19 protein-coding genes and 2 tRNA genes are annotated in these 22,154 nt (G+C 51.4%); 18 read left to right on the forward strand and 3 right to left on the reverse strand.

Going from position 1 to position 22,154, the window contains the following annotated elements; genetic code table 11:
• The first annotated feature begins 161 nt into the window (after positions 1 to 161).
• From BJU60_RS00500 to BJU60_RS00515, 4 genes are read left to right on the forward strand one after another with little or no spacing between them, the layout of a single operon-like run.
• On the forward strand, positions 162 to 920 hold the full coding sequence (locus tag BJU60_RS00500) for a metal ABC transporter ATP-binding protein (protein ID WP_070327013.1): 759 nt from the start codon (positions 162 to 164) through the stop codon (positions 918 to 920).
• Positions 917 to 1,780, forward strand: coding sequence for a metal ABC transporter permease (locus BJU60_RS00505; RefSeq protein WP_070327014.1), 864 nt, complete (start codon positions 917 to 919; stop codon positions 1,778 to 1,780). The genes BJU60_RS00500 and BJU60_RS00505 overlap by 4 nt, the downstream gene beginning before the upstream one ends.
• Positions 1,767 to 2,177: a Fur family transcriptional regulator gene (locus BJU60_RS00510; protein WP_070327015.1), complete on the forward strand. Its 411-nt coding sequence runs from the start codon at positions 1,767 to 1,769 to the stop codon at positions 2,175 to 2,177. The genes BJU60_RS00505 and BJU60_RS00510 overlap by 14 nt, the downstream gene beginning before the upstream one ends.
• 56 nt (positions 2,178 to 2,233) lie before the next feature.
• Positions 2,234 to 3,631, forward strand: coding sequence for a bifunctional ADP-dependent NAD(P)H-hydrate dehydratase/NAD(P)H-hydrate epimerase (locus BJU60_RS00515; RefSeq protein WP_070327016.1), 1,398 nt, complete (start codon positions 2,234 to 2,236; stop codon positions 3,629 to 3,631).
• Between the two features lie 32 nt (positions 3,632 to 3,663).
• On the opposite strand, the gene BJU60_RS00520 is transcribed toward BJU60_RS00515, so the two are convergent.
• A complete protein-coding gene (locus BJU60_RS00520) occupies positions 3,664 to 4,248 on the reverse strand; it encodes a hypothetical protein (RefSeq protein ID WP_070327017.1) in 585 nt (194 codons plus the stop codon).
• A 70-nt stretch (positions 4,249 to 4,318) separates the two neighbouring features.
• A complete protein-coding gene (gene ispG / locus BJU60_RS00525) occupies positions 4,319 to 5,440 on the reverse strand; it encodes a flavodoxin-dependent (E)-4-hydroxy-3-methylbut-2-enyl-diphosphate synthase (RefSeq protein ID WP_016508052.1) in 1,122 nt (373 codons plus the stop codon).
• A gap of 230 nt (positions 5,441 to 5,670) precedes the next feature.
• On the opposite strand from ispG, the gene BJU60_RS00530 reads away from it, so the two are divergent.
• Positions 5,671 to 7,344: a methyl-accepting chemotaxis protein gene (locus BJU60_RS00530; RefSeq protein ID WP_254281609.1), complete on the forward strand. Its 1,674-nt coding sequence runs from the start codon at positions 5,671 to 5,673 to the stop codon at positions 7,342 to 7,344.
• 21 nt (positions 7,345 to 7,365) lie between these two features.
• On the opposite strand, the gene BJU60_RS00535 is transcribed toward BJU60_RS00530, so the two are convergent.
• On the reverse strand, positions 7,366 to 7,824 hold the full coding sequence (locus BJU60_RS00535; RefSeq protein ID WP_254281610.1) for a hypothetical protein: 459 nt from the start codon (positions 7,822 to 7,824) through the stop codon (positions 7,366 to 7,368).
• A gap of 182 nt (positions 7,825 to 8,006) precedes the next feature.
• Between BJU60_RS00535 and BJU60_RS00540 the strand changes: the two genes are divergently transcribed.
• The 13 genes from BJU60_RS00540 (at position 8,007) to BJU60_RS00600 (ending at position 22,093) form a co-directional block, all read left to right on the forward strand.
• Positions 8,007 to 9,653 carry a Na/Pi cotransporter family protein gene (locus BJU60_RS00540; protein WP_070327019.1) on the forward strand — a complete coding sequence of 549 codons (1,647 nt, stop codon included), beginning with the start codon at positions 8,007 to 8,009 and terminating at the stop codon, positions 9,651 to 9,653.
• 116 nt (positions 9,654 to 9,769) lie between these two features.
• Positions 9,770 to 9,846: transfer RNA gene (locus BJU60_RS00545), tRNA-Met, on the forward strand.
• A 4-nt stretch (positions 9,847 to 9,850) separates the two neighbouring features.
• Positions 9,851 to 9,924 (forward strand) — tRNA-Ile (locus BJU60_RS00550).
• Positions 9,925 to 10,046: 122 nt separating this feature from the next.
• Entirely contained in the window at positions 10,047 to 11,516 is a 1,470-nt protein-coding gene (locus tag BJU60_RS00555; protein ID WP_070327020.1) for an alpha-amylase, read from the forward strand.
• A gap of 84 nt (positions 11,517 to 11,600) precedes the next feature.
• Positions 11,601 to 12,209 (forward strand): superoxide dismutase, encoded by a 609-nt coding sequence (locus tag BJU60_RS00560; protein WP_070327021.1) that lies wholly within the window; start codon positions 11,601 to 11,603, stop codon positions 12,207 to 12,209.
• 153 nt (positions 12,210 to 12,362) lie between these two features.
• Positions 12,363 to 14,420, forward strand: a complete 2,058-nt coding sequence (locus BJU60_RS00565) for a peptidoglycan D,D-transpeptidase FtsI family protein (protein WP_083273933.1) — start codon at positions 12,363 to 12,365, stop codon at positions 14,418 to 14,420.
• A 152-nt stretch (positions 14,421 to 14,572) separates the two neighbouring features.
• On the forward strand, positions 14,573 to 15,511 hold the full coding sequence (locus tag BJU60_RS00570) for a PstS family phosphate ABC transporter substrate-binding protein (protein ID WP_070327022.1): 939 nt from the start codon (positions 14,573 to 14,575) through the stop codon (positions 15,509 to 15,511).
• 84 nt (positions 15,512 to 15,595) lie between these two features.
• Positions 15,596 to 16,540, forward strand: coding sequence for a phosphate ABC transporter permease subunit PstC (pstC, locus tag BJU60_RS00575; RefSeq protein ID WP_016508080.1), 945 nt, complete (start codon positions 15,596 to 15,598; stop codon positions 16,538 to 16,540).
• Between the two features lies 1 nt (position 16,541).
• On the forward strand, positions 16,542 to 17,453 hold the full coding sequence (gene pstA, locus BJU60_RS00580; RefSeq protein WP_070327023.1) for a phosphate ABC transporter permease PstA: 912 nt from the start codon (positions 16,542 to 16,544) through the stop codon (positions 17,451 to 17,453).
• Positions 17,454 to 17,556: 103 nt separating this feature from the next.
• Entirely contained in the window at positions 17,557 to 18,318 is a 762-nt protein-coding gene (pstB, locus tag BJU60_RS00585) for a phosphate ABC transporter ATP-binding protein PstB (protein WP_254281653.1), read from the forward strand.
• Positions 18,319 to 18,333: 15 nt separating this feature from the next.
• A complete protein-coding gene (gene phoU / locus BJU60_RS00590) occupies positions 18,334 to 18,996 on the forward strand; it encodes a phosphate signaling complex protein PhoU (protein WP_070327024.1) in 663 nt (220 codons plus the stop codon).
• Positions 18,997 to 19,114: 118 nt separating this feature from the next.
• The gene (locus tag BJU60_RS00595; RefSeq protein ID WP_070327025.1) at positions 19,115 to 19,879 is read left to right on the forward strand and encodes a DUF4912 domain-containing protein; all 765 of its coding nucleotides are present in this window, start codon (positions 19,115 to 19,117) and stop codon (positions 19,877 to 19,879) included.
• 12 nt (positions 19,880 to 19,891) lie between these two features.
• Positions 19,892 to 22,093: a 1,4-alpha-glucan branching protein domain-containing protein gene (locus BJU60_RS00600; protein ID WP_070327026.1), complete on the forward strand. Its 2,202-nt coding sequence runs from the start codon at positions 19,892 to 19,894 to the stop codon at positions 22,091 to 22,093.
• The last annotated feature ends 61 nt before the right edge of the window (positions 22,094 to 22,154 follow it).

The raw sequence follows: 22,154 nt of genomic DNA on the forward strand, positions 1-22,154 counted from the left end.
GTACAACGAACACTAGACAAACTCATCTTGATTTTGTGTGAAGACGTGACGACGAGCGCCTCGATCTTCTCAAACTTGAAGCATTTAATAATATTCTGTATAATACAGACGCCAAGCAAGTAGAAATGATTACGATTTATCAAACGAGAGAAGGGTAGCTCATGACGACATCTGTCGTAAAATTAGATCATGTTTCGTATTATTATGATGGCACGGCCGCACTTCGGGACGTGTCCATCGATATCAAGCAAGGTGATTTCGTCGCCATCGTCGGCGAGAACGGGTCAGGCAAGTCGACGTTGATTCGGACGATCCTTGGGTTATTGAGTCCGCAGGCGGGAACGGTCGAACTGTTCGGTCGCCCGCAAGGCCAATTCAAGGACAAGTCCCGTATCAGTTACGTTTCCCAAAAAGCGGCGTCATTTAACTCGGGGTTTCCGGTGACGGTCGAAGAAGTCGTCGCCATGGGCCGGTACGGACGGCTAGGTCTGTTCAAGCGATTGAACATGGAAGACAAGGCCGCCATTCAAAATGCGCTCGAGACGGTCAACATGTGGCAGTATCGGAACCGCAAAATCGGAAGCCTGTCCGGTGGGCAACAGCAGCGTGTGTTCATCGCCCGGGCCATCGTCAACCAACCCGATTTGCTCATCTTGGATGAGCCGACGGTCGGGGTCGACCAAAAGCATCTGCGGGACTTTTATGAAGTGCTCCACTTGTTGCGCGAGCAGACGTCATGCACGTTCATCCTCGTCACGCACGATTTAAACGTCGTCACCGACCTCGTCACGAAAGTCGTCCATCTTGACCGGGGACGTATGGCCTGTAACTGTGGGTTGAAAGAGTATAGCGAACTAGGAGAACTTGCCGCCATCAAGCCGTATCCCGTCAAAGTCCTCGTTCATGAAGGTATGTCATGATTGCCGACTTGTTAACCTATAGTTTTTTACGTTATGCGTTCGTAGCGGCCGTCGTCATCGGGTTTACGGCCCCGTTGATCGGTTCCTTCGTCGTCGTCAGACGGATGAGTCTGATTGCCGACGCTTTGTCACACGTGACGCTCGCCGGCATCTCCTTCAGTTTGTTTCTCGGACAGTATGTCTTGTTTTTCTCTGACTTGAATCCGCTCTACCTCGGGACGCTCGTCTCGGTGCTCGCGGCGCTCGGTCTCGATTGGCTCCGCAATAAGTACGTCCATTTCCAAGAGCTGTCGATCCCGATCATGATGTCGGCGGGGATGGGGCTGAGCGCGATCTTCATTTCGTTGTCGCGCGGCTTCTCGGTCGATTTGTCGACGCTGTTGTTCGGTTCGATTTCAGCGGTCAGTCCGTCTGATATCGGTTTGATTCTAGCTGTCGCGCTCATCACGGTCATCGTCATCGTCGTGTTTTATAAACAGCTCTTGTTCTTGTCGTTCGATGAAGAACAAGCGAAAGTGTCCGGGTTGCCGAGCACGTTGTTACACATGTTGTTCATGTTCGTCGTCGCGCTCGTCATCGCCGTCAGTATGCGGATCGTCGGCACGTTGCTCGTCTCGAGCTTGATCACGTTACCGGTCGCGGCCGCACTCCGGTTCACGAACAGTTTCAAACAGACGATTGTTTGGGCAATCGTGTTCGGTGAGTTTGCGACGATTGGGGGACTTGTCCTCGCCTACGAACTAGACGTCGCCCCGGGCGGTGTCATCGTCTTGCTCGCCGTCTTGATTTTGGCTGCCGTCATGTTGTTTGAGAAGATCGGCTCGTTACGGAAGAAGGAGGTACTCCATGAAACAGACTGAACAAATCGAACGGTTGCAATCGTCGTCATTGAAAGTGACGCCGAAACGGATTGAGATGTACGCTTATTTGGCGGCCGAAGAACGCTACGTCAGTGCGAAAGACGTCCTGGATTATATGCGTTCGAAACATCCGACGATGAGCTTTGATACGGTCTACCGGAACTTGAAGTCGTTTGCGGAGGAAGGGTTGCTCGAAGCGACCGAGTTGAACGGTGAGAAAGCGTTCCGGGTCACGTGTGGCTCATCGCACCACCACCATCATTTGATCTGCCGCGGGTGCGGCAAGACGAAACTGCTCGAACTTTGCCCGATGCGTTACGTAGAGACGCTTGACCCCGATTTTGAGGTCATCGATCATAAATTTGAGATTTACGGGTATTGTAAACAATGTAAGTAAGGAGGTTGATTACTGCAACTTCCTTTTTTGTGTACATATAAGAAAGGAGTGAGTCGATGATTTATACGGCAAGCGACATCAAGCGAGCGGATGAACAGGCTTTTGCGCACGGGACGACGCCCGAAGCCTTGATGGAGCGGGCGGCGCTGGCCTTGACGAATCGTTTGGCGATTCGAGCAGAGGCATCCGTCCTCGTCGTCTGTGGACGAGGGAATAACGGGGGCGACGGTTGGGTCATCGCCCGTGAACTGCACCGGCGTGGGTATGACGTCAGCGTCTGGGCACCACTCGGCGAGCCGAGATCGCCAGAAGCCTTGACGCACGCAGCGTTAGCGAAGCAAGTGGTCCCGGTCGTAGATGATCCGAGACGGACGGACTATATTATCGACGCCTTGTTCGGAGTCGGCCTTGACGGACCGGTCACAGGGAAAGCGAGAGACGTGATCACCTGGATGTGCGACCAAGCGGTGACGGTGATCGCGGTCGATGTCCCGTCCGGTGTGCCGAGCGACGAGACGAGCCGGTTCGACGGTCACGCGATCAAAGCCGATCAGACGTTGACGTTACATGGTTACAAGCGAAGTGCGTTCTTGAATCAAACCGCACCGTTTTACGGGAAAGTCGAACGAATCGACATCGGATTGCCCGAGACGTCGAACTGGCGCGTGTTGACGGAGACCGATTTTGATCGCGGTCTGTTATCCCGTGATCCATATGGCCATAAATCGACTTACGGTCATGGTCAGCTCGTCGGCGGGAGCCGCCACTTGATCGGGGCACCGTTTCTAGCAGCCCGGGCCGCCCTTCGGAGCGGACTCGGACTACTCGATTTGGCGGTGCCGGCTGAGGCGATGGCACTGGCCGCAACGTTACCGGAGGCGATGTTTTACGAGATCGACGCCATACCGGACGCGCGGTATGCGGCGACGGCGATCGGTCCCGGCATGGTCGAGGATGAACGGTTGACGAACGCTTGGCAAGCGGTCAAGAAACGGACGACGCCGATCATCGTCGATGCCGGTGCGCTGACGAAGGAACACTTACAGGCGTCGGGCCCATTGACGCTCACCCCGCATCCTGGTGAACTTGCCCGGTTGACGGGACAGACGGTCGAGATGATCGAGGCAGACCGGTTCAAGGCCGCATCAGACTTTGCGAGGCAACATGGGGTTCATCTCATTCTAAAAGGGACGTACACGTTGATCGTTTCGCCAGACGGGACTGGTGCCGTCAACACGGTCGCAGCACCGGCACTCTCGAAAGGCGGGAGCGGTGACGTCTTGACCGGCATACTGCTCGCGCTTTGGGCCCGGAGTGCGCGGATCGAGCCAAAGCAGCCCCCGAACGAACAAGCCGTCCTATGGCACGCGTTAGCCGCTAGGTCGGCGAGTGAACGGATCCATCCGGCAAGCGTTCTCGCGAGCGATGTCATCGAGGCGATCGGACGGGTATGAAAAAGAGGAATCCAGCGGCGGATTCCTCTTTTTTATAGGGTGATGATGGATTTTGTAGTCTCAAAGCGGTCGACGAGATGGAGTGCCTCGTTCCAAGACGTGATGCGTTTCACCCCGTCCGGTAACGGTCGACGATTATACGGGGCGTCGAACAAGAGCACCGGAATCAATGTCTGTTCATGGATCGAGATGGCATTCTCATAGCGGTCCTCCATGAACAAGTCGAGCGCGAGATCTTTGACGACGCCGACTTTGTCGTGACTGCCTGTCATGATCAATGAGTCGAGCGGCAGTTCATGCTGTTTGATCCAGTCCTCGGTGACGGAGCGGACGGCCTCGCTGCGCGCCGTCACGTAGTGAAGTTGGTGCGTTTTCCGAATGTGCCAGAGCACTTCGTTCACTTCAGAGTGAGGGAGTGAACGCCGATAGATGGCTTCTTCATGACCGTGTTCAATCATGAACGTCCAAAAATCATGTTGCGTCATATTCGTGTACGTATGGAGCTCGTATTCGGTCGCCTGATGATAATCGATGGCGTAACCGAGCATGTCGTTCATATAGTGAAAGCAACTTTGCGGATCCGTGACGGTTCCGTCTAAATCTATCCCAATGTGCATCTTGATTCCTCCTTGCCATAACACTCATTGTATCAAAAGCCCGCTCGGTTGCAACCGAGCGGGCGAGAGATTAGTTAGATTGGTTGGCAAGTTGTTGTTCTTCAAGCTCACGCGCGGCAAGTTTCTCGGCGACGATGGCGTCGATTTCTTTCTTCAACTCTTCGACCATCGTTGCTTCCGGTACTTTACGGATGATTTTCCCGTGACGGAAGAGCAGGCCTTCGTTACGGGCACCGGCGATGCCGATGTCCGCCTCACGTGCTTCACCCGGTCCGTTGACCGCGCAGCCGAGGACGGCGACTTTGATGTTGACGTTAATGTTTTGGATGTACTCTTCAACTTCTTTCGCAATCGAGATCAAATCGATCTCGATGCGGCCGCATGTCGGACAAGAGATGAGCGTCGCGGCGTTAGCGGCTAGGCCGAACGACTTGAGCACTTCTTTGGCGACTTTGATTTCTTCGACAGGATCGTCAGACAGCGACACACGCACCGTCGAGCCGATCCCGAGTGAGAGGATCGCGCCGAGTCCGGCCGCTGATTTGAGTGATCCTGAGAACAGCGGTCCTGATTCAGTGATCCCGACGTGGAGCGGGTAGTCGAACGTCTTCGCGGCGAGCGTGTACGCCTCGAGGGCAAGGTTCACGTCAGACGCTTTGAGCGAGATGATCGTGTTGTAAAAACCGAGGTCTTCTAAAATCTTGACGTGATGCATCGCACTTTCGACCATGCCTTGAGCTGTCGGATATCCGTATTTTTCGAGGAACTGCTTCTCGAGCGAACCGGCGTTGACACCGATGCGGATCGGGATGCCTTTCGCTTTAGCGGCGTTAACGACCGCTTCGACTTTTTCGCGGCGACCGATGTTGCCGGGGTTGATCCGAATCTTGTCGACACCGCTTTCGATGGCTTTCAACGCCAATTTGTAGTCGAAGTGAATATCGACGACGAGCGGGATGTTGATGCGGCTCTTGATTTCAGCGAGCGCGTCGGCCGCTCGCTCATCTGGACAAGCGACGCGGACGATTTGGCAACCTGCTTCTTCAAGACGTAAAATTTCGGCGACAGTCGCTTCGACGTCGTGCGTTTTCGTCGTCGTCATCGACTGAATGACGACTTCATCAGATCCTCCGATGATGACGTTGCCGACACGAATCGGACGAGTTAATGAACGGTGTAAGATTTCTGACATATACGTAATCTCCTTCTTTTGGAAAGGTTCCAATCGATTTAGATGGTTGGTTTCTTTCTTATCATAACGAAATGCTTGTGAAAAAGCACCCGGCAAGCGCTCCTGAGATGTGCTCTTTACAAAGCCTAACGTTATCTTAACAGATGCTTCATAATTTTCCACCGTCTCAAGACCGATATATCGGACGAATAGTAACTTGAGAAAGGTGAGGATTAGATGTGTTAACGCGATTGCAACAGCTGTGGAAGCAGCGACGTCCCGAAGGCGTCAAAATTGAACGACGTCTCCAATGGACGCTGATGCCGCTTGTCGTCATCCTGTTTTTGACGACGTTCGGTTGGTTCGCCCTGAGAGCGGAACACCTGTTGACAGCTGAAGTCGAGAAGCGCTTACTCCGAGAAGCGACAGTCATGCGCGAGACGGTCAAAACGACGTACGGGGCATACCTATCAAATGAAAAAGGGTTGGTACGCTCGTTGAAGTCGACGTACATGCAACAGGCGTCAATTTTATCAGCGGACGGACTCGAGGCCGGTCAGTACTTGATTCGAGACGAGCAAGTCGAGCAATTGACAGGAAAAAAAGCGAGCAAGCAGCTTGAAGACAAATTTAATGAAGTGACAGTGAACGAACTCGCAGTCATTGAACGAGACGATTTCTTTTTAGCAGCGGTTCCGATCCCAGAACTACAAGCTCATTACGTATTGGCTGTCACGAGACAATCGGTACTTGGGTCGATGTGGGAACTTCGACAGGCGCTTTTCGCTGTGATCATCATAGCGATGGGAATCATTATCTATTTATTTTCTCGGATGATCCGTCGCGAAGTCAGACCGTTATCGCAGTTTGCGACGCGACTGCGTGAGGCGGTAGAGACGCGTGCTTTCAAAGAAGTAGACTTAGGAGCCAAGTCGTTCGAGATCCGTAGTTTAGAGCGTGAGTACAATACGTTCATCGGTCTGTGGAAAAAGTCGTTGCTGACGATGGACGAGACGTCTTTGGCGTTTGAGACGAGCTTGCCGACGTTCATGCGGCAACTTGCATCAAATGAACAACAAGTTGTCGCTTTTAAAGAAGTCGCAAGTACGGTCGAACAGACGAGTCGATCGTATCAGGCGTTTACGAGTGAATCGACGCATCGCTTCATGGACATTGCGGCCCATGTCGCGGCACTCAAACAAGATATTTCGGCTGTCGACTTGAGAGCGATAGCGCTGCAACAAACGATTTCGAGCGAAATCGCCTCGTTTGCTTCGGTCAGAGGCGTGAGCGAGCAGTTCAACGAGAAGGCGGGCGGTATCCAAGAACGTTTACGCGACAGCGCGGAAACGTCAGAACGAGCCGACGAAGCGCTACAGACGATTTTATCGGTCGCGGCAGCCACGAAGATGTTGGCATTGAACGCCTCAATCGAAGCGGCTCGCGCCGGGGAACACGGAAAAGGGTTTGCTGTCGTCGCTCATGAAGTCGGTCAGCTAGCGAAAGTGACGAATGAATCTTCGATACTTGCCGTTGCGGCAATCGGACAAATCAAATCCGAACGGGAAGAGATTTTTAGCGATATGATTCGCTTCGGCGACGATATTCTTCATTTAGGTGAGACGTTGGACCGAGTTGAGACAGGGATTGCGAGAATCAATCACGAAGTGCGCGACCAGATGGCTGAGTTCCAATCGATCACGGATCAGACGGCCGCGACGGGAAGCCAGTTGCTCCACATGGCGGAAGCGAACGAACAACTGAAAGAAATCGGCTTGACGCTCGAGCGGAAGTTGAACGAATTGTACGAAGGGGTCGAAGTATGGACGGACGTTCAAGCAACGTTACAAGCAGCCGGGACAGACCTCGGTCACCAAAGCCGGCGGCTGCAGGAAGTACTTACTGAACTTGCACCGAAGACGTGATAAAACTCGGGACAGCGCGTATTAGCGCCGTCCCGAGTTTTTTTGTTTGAGCGGAATTTGGAATAGCGGGACGGTCAAGAAGACGATCGTGACGACGAAGCCGAGCCAAAGAAATGCGGGCATAAAGTGATATAAGGCGACGAGTAAGAGCGTCGGGACGAGTGTCATCGCGACCGCGTAAGGCCAAGCTTGCCGATACGGCCACGGTTTCTTCATTCGAAGTCTCGTCGCGAGTTGAACGAACAAGGCGGCGACGGCGACCCACATCATATAGAAGAAGAAGATGGCGAACCCGTGTAAAAACAACCACATCGGTGCGAAAAAATCGGGTCGCAAGACGAGGTAATCTAAGACAGTCGCGACGATTGTAAAGACGAGGCTCGCCAACATATAAGCGTGCAGCGGAGCGAGACGGAGCCGTAGCGTTTGCTTCGTAGGTAGCAGGCTATGGCGGATAAACATTGATGTCGTTTTAAGCATACATACAAAACCCCATTCTGTTATAGTACAAATTATCTAAAATACATAAAAATAAGACAGCTATTTAATAAAACCTTAACATTAAACGTGTTTACATCGACTCAGGGAAGAAGGCATAATGAGTAGGGCAATAAGAACCAATTAAACACAACCAATTCACAATCAAAAGGGGTACAAAAATCGTGGAATACAATTTGCAAGAAATGTTATTCATGTTTTTTGGAGGATTAGGGATCTTCCTATTCGGTATCAAATCGATGGGAGACGGCCTTCAAAAGTCTGCAGGAGATCGACTCCGCGACATCCTTGATAAGTATACAACGAATCCATTCCTCGGAGTACTAGCCGGGATCATCGTTACGATTCTTCTTCAGACGTCTACAGGTACGACAGTTATCACGGTCGGTCTTGTCAGTGCCGGCTTCATGACGCTCCGTCAAGCGATCGGTGTCATCATGGGTGCAAACATCGGGACAACGGTGACAGCGTTCATCATCGGAATTGATATCGGTGAGTATGCGCTCCCGATGATTGCCGTCGGTTCTGCACTGTTGTTCTTCTTTAAAAAAGAGAAGTTTCAACATATGGGTCAAATCATCTTTGGCGCCGGAGCTCTCTTCTACGGTCTTGAACTTATGGGAGACGGCATGCGTCCGCTCCGTACGAGCGAGTACTTCTTCGAACTCACACAGTCGATGAGTCAAAACCCGATCCTCGGAGTTGTCGTCGGTACGGTGTTCACGTTGATCGTTCAATCGTCATCAGCGACGATCGGTGTGCTGCAGGAATTATACGCCGGTGGTTCAATCGACTTGAAGGCCGCTCTACCGGTCTTGTTCGGTGATAACATTGGGACGACAATCACAGCGGTTCTCGCTGCACTCGGTGCGTCAGTCGCGGCTCGTCGCGCAGCTGCGGCCCACGTCATCTTTAACTTGGTCGGGACGGCCATGTTCTTGATTATCTTACCGCTCTTTACGCAATATATTTTCTGGATTACAGACTTCCTTAACATTGAAGCGAAGATGCAAATCGCCTTTGCCCACGGTACGTTCAACGTCGCCAACACATTGATCCAGTTCTGGTTCATCGGAACGATTGCTTGGGTCGTGACGAAACTCGTACCAGGTGAAGATTCAATCGTTGATACGAAAGCGCAACACTTGGACCCAATCTTCATTCAACAGTCGCCTTCAATCGCGGTCGAACAAGCTAAATATGAAGTCATCCGCATGGGCGATTTCGCGAAACTCGGTCTTGATGAGGCACGTTCTTATATGGAGACTGGTGACAAGAAGCACGCGGAAAAATCAGCGCACATTGAAGATGCGTTAAACTCGCTTAACTCTAAAATTACGGATTATCTTGTTCAACTCGCTGCCGTCGATTTGACAGAGCACGAATCACAACAGCATAAGACACTCATGCATGCCATCAACGACATCGAGCGAATCGGTGACCACGTTGAGAACATCATCGAGTTGATCGACTATAAGACGGCGACACGCATCACCCTCTCGCCGGGAGCCCAAAAAGAATTGACGGAAATGTATGATCTGACACGGTCCACACTCGAGAAGTCACTCCAAACGCTCGCGAGCGGTGACATGGTCGAGGCGCGTCAAGTCATCGAGATGGAAGCGAAACTCGACATGCTCGAGCGCCAGTTCCGTAAAAATCATGTCGTTCGTTTGAACACAGGTGAATGTGACGGCCAAGCTGGTATGTTCTTCGTCGATATGCTCTCGAACCTTGAGCGGATCGGTGACCACGCGATGAACATCACGGAAATCACACTTGAAGATGCAACGAACGAAATATCGGTCTAACGTTTCAAAAAAGTCTTGCTACTTAAATTATAAGTAGCAAGACTTTTTTTGCGTACGTGTGACTTTTCATTGACAGTAGCGGCTTCCTTCAGTATATTATTACTGTATAACAACGTGGCGGTGTAGCTCAGCTGGCTAGAGCGTACGGTTCATACCCGTGAGGTCGTGGGTTCGACTCCCTCCGCCGCTACCAATAAGGACCCTTAGCTCAGCTGGTTAGAGCAGACGGCTCATAACCGTCCGGTCGTAGGTTCAAGTCCTACAGGGTCCATCGAGGGCAGCTTTCTGATGAAAGCTGCTTTTTTGTTTACATTTTTGTTTTCAAAAGTGAAGACGCGGGTAAATATCCGTTAGCATTTTATTTTTGAAAAATATGAAACGAGGCGAAGTAAGATGGAACGAAATCATACGATGATGCAATTTTTTGAATGGCACGTCCCGGCTGACCAAAAGCATTGGAAGCGATTGAAAGAACGGGCTTCTAAATTAAAAAAAGCAGGAATCACCGCGCTTTGGTTGCCGCCGGTCACAAAAGGTCAAAATGATGAGGATACGGGATATGGTGTCTATGATTTGTATGATTTAGGCGAGTTTGATCAAAAAGGGACCATCGCCACAAAATATGGGACGAAGCAAGAGCTACTTGAGGCGACGAAACACGCCCAAGAGCTCGGGATGCAAGTATATATGGACGTCGTGTTGAACCATAAAGCCGGAGCCGACGCGACCGAGAAGTTTGACGTGTTAGAAGTCGACCCGGAAGACCGGACGAAAGTGTTGTCGGAAGAACCGTTTGAGATCGAAGGGTGGACGAAGTTTGATTATAAAGAACGAAACGATAAGTACTCGTCGTTCAAATGGAACTTCCATCATTTCAACGGCACGGACTATGACGCAGCGAGCGAGCATAAGGGTATCTTCTTCATTTTAGGCGAGAACAAAAAATGGAATGACAACGTCGATAGTGAATTCGGCGTATACGATTATCTGATGTTCGCAAACATTGACTATCATCATCCGGAAGTCCGGGAAGAAGTGTTAAGTTGGGGCAAGTGGTTCATCGAAGAGACGAAATGTGACGGCTTCCGTCTCGATGCGATCAAACATATCAACTATGATTTCGTCAAAGAGTTCAGCCAAACGATGAAAGATGAAAAAGGCGAGAACTTTTACTTGGTCGGTGAGTTTTGGAAGTCAGAGCTCGAAGATTGCCGCGCCTTTTTAGACAATATCGACTATCACGTCGATCTGTTCGACGTGCCGCTCCACTACAATTTGCAACGTGCCTCGATTGAAGGCGCATCGTTCGATTTGCGGACGATCTTTGACGACACGCTCGTCCAGTCCCACCCGTTTCACTCGGTCACGTTCGTCGACAACCATGACTCACAACCGGCCGAGGCGCTCGAGTCGTGGGTCAAAGATTGGTTCAAACAAAGTGCTTACGGTCTGATTTTGCTTCGCCGAGACGGTTATCCGTGTGTCTTCTACGGGGACTACTACGGCATCAACGGGCCCCACCCGGCCGAAGGGAAGAAACTGGCCATCGATCCGCTTCTTTACGCACGTCGCGAAAAAGCGTACGGGCAACAAGACGACTACTTCGATAACGAGCACGTGATCGGCTGGGTCCGACACGGTAGCGAGGACATCGAGCGTTCAGGTTGTGCCGTCATCATCTCGAATAACGAGGAGGCGGAGAAACGGATGTACGTCGGGGAGCATCGTGCCGGTGAGAAATGGGTCGACTTGACGCAGACGATCGATGAAATCATCGAGATTGACGAAGATGGAAAAGGGGTATTTAAAGTAGCGGCAGGATCGATCTCGGTCTGGGCGTTGCCGGACGAAGATGTGGAATAAGCCTTTACAATTGAGTAAGCCGTCACAAATCTGTTACATTTAAAACGAACGTTGTTCAAACCAATTTTAAGGGGGATTTTAGTTATGGCTAAATTTGAATTACCACAACTTGATTACGCATACGATGCACTCGAACCACACATTGACGCACGCACGATGGAAATCCACCATTCGAAACACCACAACGCTTACGTCACGAACGTGAACAATGCACTCGAAGGAAAAGACGTAGAGTACTCTTCACTTGAAGACTTGCTCCAAAAACTCGATTCGCTTCCTGCTGACATTCAGACAGCTGTTCGTAACAACGGCGGCGGCCATTGGAACCACTCGTTCTTCTGGAAGTTGTTGAAGAAAAACGAGAACGGTACGCCAACGGGCGAACTCGCAACGGCGATCGACGAAGCGTTCGGTAGCTTTGACGCGTTCAAAGATGAGTTCACGAAAGCCGCTACAACTCGTTTCGGTTCAGGTTGGGCTTGGCTCGTCGTCAAAGGCGGCAAGCTCGAAGTCACGTCGACACCAAACCAAGATTCACCGATCATGGAAGGCATCACACCGATCCTCGGACTCGATGTTTGGGAGCACGCGTACTACTTGAACTATCAAAACCGTCGCCCGGACTACATCCAAGCGTTCTTCCACGTCATCGACTGGGATTACGTCGCGAAGCTTTACACTGACGCCAAATAATGACACGATCCCGAGATTCGGTTGAATCTCGGGATTTTTTCTACATTTCATTAATTTGTAAACAAATTATGATATAGTGAAAATCGAGTCTGAAAATAGAAATACAGAAAAGTATAATATAGAAGCAACTGAAAGTGGAAGGAGATAACTGAATTGGCTAGACACCGTGTGAAAGTGCCGAAAAAACGGCGTAACCACCTTCCGTTACGGTTAAATTTATTGTTTTTTATCGTCTTCATCTTGTTTGCGACGTTGATCTTTCGGTTAGGCGTCGTCCAAATCGTCAACGGAGAGTTGATCGCCCGAGAGGTTCAAAAGACCGAGTCGAGCAAAATCAAGTACGAGGTGCCTCGCGGCAAAATCTACGATCGGAACGGGCAAGTGTTGGCCGACACGATCTCGAACTATTCGGTCATGTACCGTCGCTCCCAAGTGACGAAAACGGAGGAGCGTCTCGATGTTGCGGTCAAACTTGCTAAGATCGTCGACATTCCGGAGAAAGACCGCAAAGTGACCGAACGGGACCGCAAGGACTATTGGATCGCCATCGATCCCGAGCGCTCGCAAGAACGGGTCCAATCGCTTCTCGCCGAGCTGCCGGAAGAAGAGCGGGCCTCCTTGTCGAACCAGGCAGTCGATCAGTTGCTGCTTGATTCAATCACGCAAGCAGAGATCACGTTCGATGATGCGACCGAAGAGATCATCGCCATCAAACATAATATGGAGAGTGGGTACGCGTTAGACCCGCAAGTCATCAAAATCGGCGCGTCGCCGAAAGAGATGGCTTTGATCGAAGAAAACTTGGAGCTGTTGCCAGGCGTCAGCGTCGAACCGTATTACCAGCGGGCATATCCGTTCAAAGAGACGTTCCAAAGCTTCCTCGGAAGCTATCGTCAAATCCCGGCCGAGCAACGGGCCTCGTATCAGGCGAAAGGCTACGGGTTGAACGATCGGGTCGGTACGTCTTATCTCGAGCAACAGTATGAAGATATTTTACGTGGGACCCCGGCTTATGACGTGTTTACGACGTATAAAGGCCAACCGGTTGGTGAGCCTACGCGCGTGAGCGGTAATCCCGGAAAAGATATCATCTTGTCGACGGACATCGAATTCCAAAAAGAAGTCGATGAGATCTTGAAGAAGGCAATCCGTGCCGGGCGTTCGGGGAGTCCGCACTTCGATCGGGCTTTCGTCGTCGTCATGAATCCGAAGACGGGCGAGCTGCTCGCTTTGTCTGGGCAAGAGTTAGATCTTGAGACGAACGAGTTTAAAGACGTCTCTACAGGAACCGTGCTCCGGGCGAGCCAAATCGGCTCGACGATCAAAGGAGCGACCGTCGCGTTCGGACTTGAAGAAGAAGTGGTCAAGCCGGGCGAATACATTTACGACGCGCCGATCCGCATCGGGTCTTCGCTCAAATCGTCTTACCGGAACATGGGGAATATCAACGACCTCGATGCACTCGCCATGTCGTCGAACATTTACATGTTCCAGATCGCGCTCAGGCTCGCCGATTATTACTCGACCGGCCAAATCGTCGGTGATAACGTCACCGAGGCGTTCAATACGATGGAGCACTACTATAAACAGTTCGGACTCGGGATCGAGACGGGCATCGATCTTCCTTACGAATCGATCGGTTTCCGGAGCGTACCCGACCGCGTCACACTGTTGATGGATATGTCGATCGGTCAGTTTATCTCGTATACGCCGATCCAACTCGCGCAATATACGTCGACGCTTGCCAACGGCGGATATCGCGTGCAGCCGCATCTGTTAAAAGAGATCATTGAACCGGGCTCGCTCGATGAGATGAACAAACAAGTCGTCAGCACGTTCCAGCCGAAAGCGCTGAACAAAGTCGACATCCGCGACGAGTTCATCCAGCGTTCGCGTCAAGGCTTCCGTCAAGGGGTCGAGACCGGGACGTCACGGATTCTCCAACAGACGGGGATGACGGCGGCCGGTAAGACCGGGACCGCGCAAGCGATCGCGGAAGGGCCGGACGGCCAAGCGAAACGAAACGCGAACGGTGAGCCGATCAAGACGCTCAACTCGAACCACGTCGGCTGGGCTCCGTACGACGACCCAGAGATCGCGTGGGCGATCATCATGCCAGGTCTTGAGGCGGAAGGCGTCAACACGCGCGTCGCCCATGACATCATGAAAGTATATTTTGATTTAGAAGACGTCCAAGCACAGCTCCAGTAAAGAAGTCACTTCGGTGGCTTCTTTTTTTATCTTTACAATTCTTTTACGTTCCGTTTATTTATCGTTAATAGTAGTTTATTAGGATGTTAATTGTAGGACGAAACAACAGACCCACAACACAAATCAAAGCAAACTCAAGGAGGACGTCAGAAATGTCTTGGATGAAAAAATCAGCTTTACTCGCTTCAATCACTTCGGTGGCCATCGTCGGTGCCGCGTGTGGAAACAATGAAGAAGGAAACGGTGGAGCCGAAGGAGACGCACTTTCAGGTAAAGTCGTCATGGACGGTTCGTCTACCGTATTCCCAATCATGGAAGCGGTCGCTGAAGAGTATTCAGCTGAACAGCCAGACGTTGAAGTAACGGTCGGTGTATCTGGAACGGGCGGCGGCTTCAAACGTTTCGTGACCGGGGAGACAGACTTCTCGAACGCATCACGTGAAATCAAAGAAGAAGAAGCAGCCGAAGCTGAAGCGAACGGTGTCGAATACACAGAAATCGCGGTCGCGCTTGACGGATTGGCAATTGTCGTCAACCCTGAGAACGATTGGGCCGATGACATCACGATGGATGAGCTTAACAAGATGTGGACAGATATGAACGTGAAGACATGGAAAGACGTCCGCTCGGATTGGCCAGATGAAGAGATCTCATTCTTCTCACCTGGTAAAGACTCAGGTACGTTCGATTACTTCAACGAAGCAGTTCTCGATGATACAGACGTTCGCCAAGATGCCCAGTTGTCAGAAGACGACAACGTCCTCGTAACAGGAGTTGCCGGAACGAAAAATGCGATCGGTTTCTTCGGATACGCGTACTACATTGAAAACGAAGGCACGTTGAAATCGTTGAAAGTAGACGGCATCGAGCCGACAGCTGAGAACGTGACATCGTTCGAATACCCACTGTCACGTCCAATCTACACGTACGTGAACAACGCATCGATGCAAGAAAAGCCGCAAGTTGTAAACTTCGCACGCTTTATGAACGAAAATGCCGGAGCACTTGCTGAAGAAGTCGGCTATGTCGCGATGGAGCAAGCAAGTTACGATGAGAACGCTAAACTGATTGATGAACTCGCTGGTGAATAAATAGAGCAAATGGCAGAAGGTGAGAGATTCTCTCGCCTTCTCGCCATGCTTTCTAGTATGAAGAGGTAGGGAGCGATAAACGAGATGAACGAATCAAAAAATGAGTTCTCGATTCGAGAGATGATTAACGCGAATAAGCAAAAAAAATATAGTACGACGAACGTGTTTGACAAAATCATGCCGTTCTTATTATTCTTGAGCGCATTTGTCTCGGTCGTCACGACGATCGGGATTGCTTTGACGCTCGGCTTCGAACTGTTCAAGTTCTTTGAAAAAGTCCCGGTACGCGACTTCCTAGGCTCGACCGAATGGTACCCGCTCAGTGCGGACCCGAGTTTCGGTGTTTGGGCGCTCGTCATGGGCACACTCCAAATCACGCTCATCGCGATGATCGTGGCGGTGCCGCTCGGACTCGCGTCAGCCATTTATTTGAGCGAGTACGCGTCTGAACGGGCTCGGACGATTCTCAAGCCGATCCTTGAAGTGCTCGCCGGTGTTCCGACGATCGTCTTCGGGTTCTTCGCCTTGTCATTCGTCACACCGATCTTGCAGTCGCTCATTCCAGGGTTGAAGATCTATAACGCCCTCAGTCCGGGGATTGTCGTCGGCATCATGATCATCCCGATGATCGCGTCGATTTCGGAAGACGCGATGAGTGCCGTTCCGAAAAAGATTCGTGACGGGGCACTTGGCCTCGGTGCGACACGTCTAGAAGTCGCCCTCAAAGTCGTCATGCCAGCCGCGCTCTCAGGGATCATCGCTTCGATCGTCCTCGGGATGAGTCGAGCGATCGGTGAGACGATGATCGTCACGATCGCGGGTGGGTCGCAACCGAACTTCGAGTTCAACCCGCTCGACTCGATCCAAACGATGACGGCGTATATCGTCCAGATCGCCAAAGGTGACGCTGGTTACGGGACAATCGAATACTATAGTATCTATGCGGTCGGTGCGCTTCTATTCATCTTTACGCTCGTGATGAACTTGTTCGCGAACTGGGTGACGCGCCGCTTCAGAGAGGAGTACTAATATGGCTTTGCCGAACAGTGAGTTCAAGAATACGAAGAACTATATTGACCATGAGACCGTATCGCGACGGATTAAAAGTCGCCTACGATTGAACGAAATCTTTAAGTACATCTTTTTAGCGGGGCTCATCTTCGCCTTGCTCGTCTTATCGACGCTTATTTATGACGTGATCTCAAAAGGTGGCGGATGGGTCAATCTCGACTTCCTCCGCAACTTCCCGTCACGCCGCGCCGAACAGGCCGGTCTTTATCCGGCTTTGATCGGGACGCTTTGGCTCATGATGCTAATCGTGCCGATGGTGTTTATCGTCGGTGTCGGTGCCGCGATTTACTTAGAAGAATACGCACCGAAAAACCGGCTCACGTCGTTTATCGAAGTGAATATCTCGAACTTGGCGGGTGTCCCGTCGATCGTGTTCGGTTTGCTCGGATTGACGTTCTTCGTCCGGACGGCCGGACTTGGCAGCTCGGTCATGACGGGTGCGCTGACGCTCGGTCTGATGAGTTTGCCGATCGTCATCGTCGCGTCACAAGAAGCGTTACGGTCTGTTAAGATGGAGCTACGTCACGCGTCGCTCGCAATGGGTGCCTCGAAATGGCAGACGACGTTCAACGTCGTGTTACCGTCAGCCATTCCAGGGATCATCACCGGGATCATCTTGGCCGTATCCCGGGCCATCGGCGAGACGGCACCGCTCATCATGATCGGGGCGGCGACGTTCATCTCGACGACACCGAACAATGTATTTTCAGACTTTACGGCGCTCCCGATCCAAATTTACAACTGGACGAGCCGTCCGCAAGCTGAATTCCAAAATCTTGCCGCTGCCGGCATCATCGTCTTGATGACACTGCTCATCACGATGAACTCGGCCGCAATCTATATCCGCAACAAGTATACAAATCGACATTAAGTCGTAGCAGTAAACGAGGAGGACTCTCGAGATGATGAAACAAACAGAGCTTAAAGGAGATCATAACGTGAATACAACGACGACCCAACCGACCGAGACCGTGATGCAAAAAGACAGTGCCTATGTCGTGAACAATTTGAACTTATGGTACGGCGACGATCAAGCATTGATCGACGTCAATCTCGACATTAAGAAAAACGAAGTGACGGCCATCATCGGTCCGTCTGGTTGTGGGAAATCGACGTTCATCAAGACGTTGAACCGGATGGTCGAACTCGTCCCGACGGTACGGACGAACGGGGAGATTCTTTACCATGGCCGTAACATCTTTGATCGTGACTATAGAGTTGAAGATCTCCGCACGTCGGTCGGGATGGTGTTCCAGCAGCCAAACCCGTTCCCAAAATCCGTGTACGACAACGTCGCCTACGGACCACGCACACACGGGATCAAAAATAAAAAAGTGCTCGACGAGATCGTCGAACGCTCACTGCGCGGCGCCGCGATTTGGGAAGAAGTGAAAGATCGCTTGAACGAGAACGCCTACGGTCTCTCAGGTGGTCAGCAACAGCGTCTTTGTATCGCCCGGACACTTGCGATTGAACCAGACGTCATTCTTATGGACGAGCCGACGTCAGCGCTTGACCCGATCTCGACACTTAAAGTTGAAGAGCTCGTCCAAGAGTTGAAAGAACAATATTCGATCATCATCGTCACGCACAACATGCAACAGGCAGCACGTGTGTCTGACAAGACGGCGTTCTTCTTGAACGGGGAAGTCATCGAATTCGATGCGACCGATAAAATCTTCTCGAATCCAACGGACAAGCGGACTGAAGATTACATTTCTGGCCGGTTCGGTTAAGAGGGGGAGATTACTATGGCACAAAATCGCGCATTTTTTGATGTTAAATTACACGAACTAGAAGAGAAAGTCGTTCACTTGGCGAACTTGACGATGCGCCAAACGGCGACAGCGATCGAGGTACTTGAGAAACGAGACCTCACGCTCGCTCAGACGGTGATCGACAACGATAACGAACTAGACGACCTCGAACTCGAAATCAACGACCAGGCGATTCTCTTGATTGCCAAACAACAACCGGTCGCGACCGATCTTCGTCGCTTGATCGTGACGATGAAGTCCGCGACCGATCTTGAACGGATTGCGGATTACGCGACAAACATCGCCAAAGCCGTGACGCGAATCGAGCACGTCCCGTACTTGCTTGACATTAAGCCGCTCAAACAGATGGCCGAACAGTTGATCGATATGCTTGAACTCGCAACCCGTGCCTATCGTAAAGGTGAAGCCAGCCGGGTCCGTGAGTTGAATGAGATGGACAAAGTCATCGATGATCTCAACTTACAGGTGATCAAGCAATATATCGGAAGTCTACCGACGATGACGGTCGGAACGAACGATGTTTATGAGTTTGCAAACATCGCCCGCTATCTCGAACGGATGGGCGACCATGTGACCAATTTCGGGGAACATTTGATTTTTCTCGAAAAAGGGAAGCATTATGATTTAAATCAGTGATAAAAGTGGTAAAGAACAACAGGTCTGTTGTTCTTTACTTTTTTTGTGCAGGAATTCACTGAAAAAGAACGAATACGTAGAGCATATGGATTTTTTTTTGGAAGGGAGCCAGACATAAATGGAAGAAAAAATCGTATCCTTGAAACAACAAGGGCTTACGTTAAAACAGATTGCAGAACAATTAGACATGCCAGTCGGAAAAGTCCAGTACGCATGGCGTAAATGGCGTTCCCAGAACGGTGAGGTCACCAAGCCGACAACCGCTCCTAAAAAATCTTCTAATGAAGGGAAGGATAGAATGAAACGAAACGAGAAAGAAGCTCCAACAGTGGGGCAGGTCGCCTCGACACTCCATCATGAAGAGCCGAAGCAGTCACCGCTCCTTGAAACAGGTCCAGACGGTTTTTGGAAGCTTCCAGACCGCTACGATGTCGACCTCATGCACGCGGTCGTCCAATCCCCGAACGCGGTCTATGTTTTTTGGGAAGTGTCAGACGCTGTGAAAGAGACGCTGACGATGCAGTTCATGCGGCCGTGGGAAGATTTGCCGAAGGCGTTCCGCATCTTAGACATCACACTGCTCGATTACACATCTGGTCATGCGAACCGGTCTTATACGTTCGAGTTGCCGGAAATGACGAACAGCTGGTTCGTCCGTCCGCTCGACCCGAACACGACGTACGTCTTCGAATTCGGGATTCGGACGATGGAAGGCGAATTTCTTCCGCTCGTCGCCTCGATGCCGATTGATACGCCGCGGAACGAACCGGCAGGAGTCGGACGTTTTTCCGAGCCGGTCAGACGTTGGCAATTCGGTGAAGTCGAGTCACCAGAACTACTCGATACGTTACCAAAATATTCTGCATACCGCTGCGTACGCTGAGGAGGACACACTATGAAACCAGGTTATTTTTCACTCGTCCTACATGCCCATCTTCCGTACGTGAGGCATGAAGAGAAACACCGGCTAGAAGAACGCTGGGTATATGAAGCCATCTCGGAGACATACATCCCGATTCTGTGGCAAGTCGATCGACTTCAACGGCCCCTGCATTGGACGGTCAGTATCTCTCCGCCCGTCATCGAAATGCTCGCCGACCCACTCGTCCAAGATCGCTATCTCGGGCATTTAGATGAGATGCTTGAACTGATCTCAATCGAACTGGCTGAGGGTCGGAGCGAACAAGAAGTCGAGACGCTTCATTTTTACGAACGCCGTTATCAAGACTTGAAGAACACGTTCCTCCATTGGGAGAAAAATTTGAACCATGCGTTCCGTACATATCGTGAGCAAGGCTTCATCGATATGGTCACATGTACGGCGACACACGGTTTCAACCCGCATCTGTTCACCGATCAGGCGGCACGGGCCGAGATTCGGACTGGATTGAACTGCTTCGAGCGGCATTACGGCTTCCGTCCGACCGGCATTTGGTTACCGGAATGTGCGTATACGCCAGGAGTCGACCGCATCCTCTATGAGGAAGGGATTCGCTACACGTTCGTCGATGAGCACGCGTTGCTCGAAGCCGACCCGACGCCAGACAAAGGCATCGGTGCGCCTGTCTATTCGCCGCACGGAGTCGCTTTGTTCCCACGTGATCAAATCATCTCCGGGAAGATTTGGAGCTCGATGATCGGTTATCCGGGGCATCCGGACTATCGCGAGTTTTATCGCGATCTCGCCTACGACCGGGACTGGGAATACATTCAAGCGTTCATGCATCCAGAGGGCATCCGTTTCGACACAGGTTTGAAAATGCATCGTATCACGGGCGACAGCGACGAAAAAGACTATTACGTCCGCGGATGGGCCGAACATCAAATCGATAATCACGCGACTGATTTCGCCCAGACGCTCGAAGCGCATTTAGAAGCGCACGGTGGACAAACGTTCCCGCCGTTCCTCGTCACGGCACCGTTTGACGCCGAACTGTTCGGCCATTGGTGGTTTGAGGGCCCTGAATTTTTAGGGCAAGTCGCGGAGCGGCTAGAGGAGTACGGGATTGAGACGATCACGCCGGCACTCTTCCTCGAGCGTCATTTCCAAGACCTGCAAACAGTACAAGTTTCGATGAACACGTGGGGCCGGAAAGGTTACGGCGATGTTTGGATCAACGAACGCAACGAATGGATGCTCAGACATTTGCACACGATGGAAACGCAACTTGTCAAAGACGTAGCCGACTATCGGAACACTTCGCCACTCGCCGACCGGGCTTTGAGACAGCTCATTCGTCATTATGTGCTCTCAGTCTCGAGCGATTGGGCGTTTATCTTGGACGGCCAGACGACGGCGCAATACGCCGCCGAACGTTTCCGCGAACATACCCGTCTGTTTGCCGAACTCGAGACGGCGCTCTACGAAGGCAAGCTATCGGATCGCTTGCTAGACGAGCACTACACGGTCTATCCGTTCTTAGACGACGTTGACATTGATATTGATACGTTCCTATCTCCACACGACTATTATGTGACGCAGGAGCGTGGCGAAGAAGGTGAGGTCATTCTCGTCCTCACGCCAGAATATACAGGCAATATCGTGGGCGACCTCGGTCACCGCGTCGTCGCTGAAGTCGAGGCACGAGCGGCTGACGGGGAGACCGTTTACGTCCTCACGCCGCACAGTGAAGGACTGCCTGAATACGAGCGCCACAATCGCGTGCACGTGTACCGGGTCCCACTCACGAGTCCGTTTCTAGAGCATGTCATGAACCAAATCGCTGCTCAGAACGTCGCCTACGTGAAACTCGTCCAACAGTTACAGACGATGGTCAACTTCAAAGCGGTCCATCATTTTGATTGGATGACGATTCCAGCGGCACGTTCACTTGCGAAGTCACTAGATGTTCCGTTATACTCAACTATGTTGTCATTTGAAACGACCCGCAACCCGCACGGGCACGGTGGCCTGTTCGATGCGATCCATCGCATTGAGAACGGCGTCCTCTCGGAAGCTGATACGGTTTATGTCGGTGAACAGCTCTCGATCGAGGAGCTCGCGACGCGGTATGTGATTGGCGATAACGTAAAAACGTGCCTACCGCTCGACGCGTCACCGTACGGGCAGAAACGTTTGAAAAAGAACGTGAAATAACCTTGCTTTTTCAAAAAAAACTTGGTAGGATAATTGAGTATGCTTAGACTGTAAAGCAAAA

Source organism: Exiguobacterium aurantiacum (assembly GCF_001766415.1).
GTDB lineage: Bacteria > Bacillota > Bacilli > Exiguobacteriales > Exiguobacteriaceae > Exiguobacterium > Exiguobacterium aurantiacum_A.